General features: G+C 70.5%; 3 protein-coding genes. All 3 read right to left on the reverse strand.

The window, feature by feature from the left end:
* Positions 1-202 (reverse strand): alpha/beta fold hydrolase (locus VFM98_RS00670; protein ID WP_414708961.1); only part of this gene is annotated, 202 nt, incomplete at its 3' end.
* 41 nt (positions 203-243) lie between these two features.
* Positions 244-2,478, reverse strand: a complete 2,235-nt coding sequence (locus VFM98_RS00675; RefSeq protein ID WP_325107958.1) for a 3-hydroxybutyrate oligomer hydrolase family protein — start codon at positions 2,476-2,478, stop codon at positions 244-246.
* Complete coding sequence (locus tag VFM98_RS00680) at positions 2,471-3,622, reverse strand: branched-chain amino acid ABC transporter permease (protein ID WP_325107957.1); 1,152 nt, start codon at positions 3,620-3,622, stop codon at positions 2,471-2,473. The genes VFM98_RS00675 and VFM98_RS00680 overlap by 8 nt, the downstream gene beginning before the upstream one ends.
* Positions 3,623-3,698 lie beyond the last annotated feature (76 nt).

Raw genomic sequence — 3,698 nt, forward strand, 5'->3', positions numbered from 1 at the left:
TCCACTGGCTGAAGCCACGCCCGAGCGTGTCGGGGCAGATCACGCGGAAGCGGTCGCACAGCGACTGCGCCAGTTCGTCCATGTCGCGGCCCGTGCGCGCGAGCCCGTGCCAGGCGACCACGGCCGGCCCGTCGGCGGGGCCCCACTCGGTGAAGTGGATCTCGCGCCCCGCGCAGGCGACGTAGTTGGAAGTGAAGTGCATGCGGGTCCCTCTTCCCGGTGCGCCGAAGCGCCCCTCTCCTCTTACTGCGGCACGTTCAAGGTCGTGCCCGTGAATCCGATCCGGTCGCCGGCCGCCGGGTCCGCGCTGATCGGCGGGATGTTGGCCGCCGCCAGCGCCGGCGCAGCGCCCGGCGTGCCGCCGCGCGGCGTGGTGCGCACGACCTGGCTGGGCGGCAGCGGGGCTCCATTGCGCAGGTGCGCGAACATCCTGTCCATCGCCTCGTTGAAGTAGACGTGCAGCGGGATGAAGCGGGTGTCGTAACCGGAGAACAGCGGGATGAAGCCGTCGAAGTGCTGTCCGTTGGTGACCTCGATGTAGCTGAGCCGGCTGGCGCTGCCTTCGATGGCGCGGTTGAAGGCCGCATAGGCCCGCGCATTGTGGTTGACGGGCACCAGCGCGTCGCTGCGCCCCGCCACGACGATCGTGGGCTTCGCATGCAGGTCGCCGCTGACCGTGACTTCCGCGATGCCGGACCGCACGGCAGCGCTCTGGGCCGCAGTGGGCCTGGTGCTGGCCGTCAGGAGGCCGCCCGTCACCGGATCGACGCCCGTCACCAATGCACGCTGGCACAGGGCCGTGTCGAGCCCGAAATCCGCGCTGCCGGTGGAGGTCGAGACGGCGAACTGCCAGGCCCGGGGGCCGCCCTGCGAGTCGTCGTACACCGGCGTCACCGGCGAGCCGTTCGCAGTGCCGTTGGCGGTGGCGAAGCTGGACGCCTTGTTCACGGCGCTCGCGGGAACCACGGTGCCGTCCAGCGGGTTGACGGCGGCGAAGCTCGTCCCGCACACGTTGTCCACCACGGAGAAGCGTCCGTACGCCACCGGGTACATCGCCGACAGGATCGGCCCGTTGCCCGCCCCCCAATAGGAGTTGTGCATGGTGTCGTGCTCGGTCGTCCAACCGTAGGCACGCAGGCGCGCGAGCGCGTCGGCGGCCCGTTCGGCCGTGGTGGCGCCGCTCACCAGGCCCTTGGCGGCCAGGCTGGTGCAGCGCGCCTCGGCCTTCGCGGGCAGGCCCTGGAACGCCAGCAGGGGGTTGTTCAGGAAGTTGAAGAAGGACACCTCGGCCCCGAGGCTCGCGTCCGCCGCCAGCGCGGCGCAGGGTTGGTAGATGTTGCCGTAGGTGGTGTAGTCCGCGAGCGTGCGCCCGAAGGAACTCACCGGGGCGCCATTGAACGCGACGCCATAGCCCGCCGTGGTAGGCATTTCCGTCACCGGTTCGCCGGCGACCACGCCATCGATCAGGCCGGTGGTGTCGAGCTCCGCGGCCCGCAGCACGGCGGCGCCGCCGTTCGAGACCGAGCCGGCGATCACGATCGTGTTGTCCGGCGTGAACGGGACGGGGTTGTCGGCCGTTCCGAAGCGGTCGTTGAGGGCGAAGAAGGCGTAGCGTGCCGCCGCCAGCGTGTCGCTGCCCCAGTCCTTCTCGGGGTTCTGCTGCGAGTGCGCGTGCTTCAGCGCGAACCGGTTCGGCAACAGCGCATTGAATGCCGCGCGCGCCGACTCCGCGATGTCGGCGGCGAACTGCGCCAGCGCCCCCGCCTCCGTGCGCGTCGCGCGCGTCCCGTCGATCCTGTTGACCGTGTCGTCGCCCAGGTCGTGCAGGCCGATCCCCTTGCCGGCATCGGTCAGGGCGACGGCGCAGTCGTGCCGCAGCGCCCACTCGGCGGAACTGGCAATCGCGCCATACACCCCGCGGGATCCGGACGAGGGCCCGAGCACGATGCACGGATGGGCCGTGTCGAAGCTGTCGGGAACCTGCACCGCCATCACGACCTGCTTGCGCCCGGTACCGTCGTCCAGCGTTGCCAGGTACTCGCGACCGGGGAAGAGCCCCTGGCCGCCGGTGTCCGCGCCGCTGGCATCGAGGTTGGGGCCGTAGAAAGTCCCGAAGCCACCGGCGACCGAGAAGTCCACCAGCCCGCGGTAGTTGGAATGCAGCGCGGCGCGCCGCAGTTCCAGGGCGGTGGGATGATTCGGGTCCGCGAAGGCCGGGGCGGCACCCTTCAGCGCATCCATCCCGAGGCCGCCCGTCAGGAGGTCCTGCGTCGCGGCTTCCGTGGCCGTCGTGGTGGTGGCGGTGGTCGCCGGGAACGTGGTCACGCTCTGCTGCAGCACGCCCGCCGGCAGCGCGTTCACGGGCGGCGGCGGTGCGCTCGGTCCGTCACCGCCACCGCCGCACGCGGCGAGGCTCGCCGCGACGACGGTCCACAGGGGCAGGATGCGGCCGATGCCGCCTGCGCGCGAATCACGAATTCTCAACGTACTCTCCTTGCACGGGGGAAGGGGAAGCAGCCGCGCCCGTCGCGGCGAGAGGCACCGGCGGCGCAGGAACGGGCGCGCGCAGGGCCCGCAGCCGTCCCACCACGCCGGTGGGGAAGTAGTAGACCGACAGCACGAACAACAGGCCCAGCCACAGCAGCCAGCGGTCCGGCGACAGCAGCGCGGCCAGCCAGGGCAGGCCCGCGACGGCGCCGCTCGCCAGTCGCAGCAGGTCCTGCAGGTAGCTCTGGGCGACGAGGAACAGGCCGGAGCCGATCGCCGCGCCGTAGATCGTGCCCATGCCGCCGATCACCACGATCAGCAGCACGTCCAGCATGATCTCGAAGGACAGCGTGGTGTCCGGCCCGTTGTAGCGCAGCCAGATCGCCAGCATCGCGCCGGCCAGCGTGGCGAACAGCGCCGAGAGGATGCTGGAGATGGTGCGGTACACCACCACGCGGTAGCCGATCGCCTCGGCACGGAACTCGTTCTCGCGGATCGCCTGCAGCACGCGCCCGAAGGGGGAGTTCACGATCCGCAGCAGGGCCAGCACCAGCACCACGCAGGTGGCGAACAGCAGGTAGTAGCAGAGGATGCGGCCGTTGATCGTGAGCCCCAGGAACGGCGTCTCCGACAGCGTGAAGCCGGGCGACAGCACCTCGGGCATCCTGAAGGTGAGGCCGTCCTCGCCGCCGGTGAGGTCCGACAGCTGCGAGGCGAGCGTCTGGAAGGCCGCGGCGAAGGCCAGCGTGATCATCGAGAAGAAGATCGCCCGCACCCGCAGCGAGAACAGGCCGATGGCCAGCGCCAGCACGAAAGACAGCGCCAGCGCCACCAGCGTGCCGAGGCCGATCGCGGCCCAGCCCGCGCCCATGCGGGTGGAGGCGATCGCGACGCCATAGGCGCCGATGCCGAAGAACATCGTGTGGGCGAAGCTCACGATGCCCGTGTAGCCCAGGAGCAGGTCGAAGCTCGCCACCAGCACGATGAAGACGAGGACCTTGGCCGCCACGTTGAGCGCCTTGATGCCCGGGAACAGGAAGGGCTGGAAGGCCAGCGCCAGCAGCAGCAGGACGAGGATGGCGGCCAGCACGCGGCTGCGCGGCCCGTCGTTGGAAAGCAGGCGGTCCAGGATCATCGCGAACTCACTTGCTCAGGGCGTAGACGCCCTGCGGCCGCCACAGCAGGATGGCCATCATCAGCAGGATGTTGGA

This window comes from Ramlibacter sp. (assembly GCF_035706265.1).
GTDB lineage: Bacteria > Pseudomonadota > Gammaproteobacteria > Burkholderiales > Burkholderiaceae_C > Ramlibacter.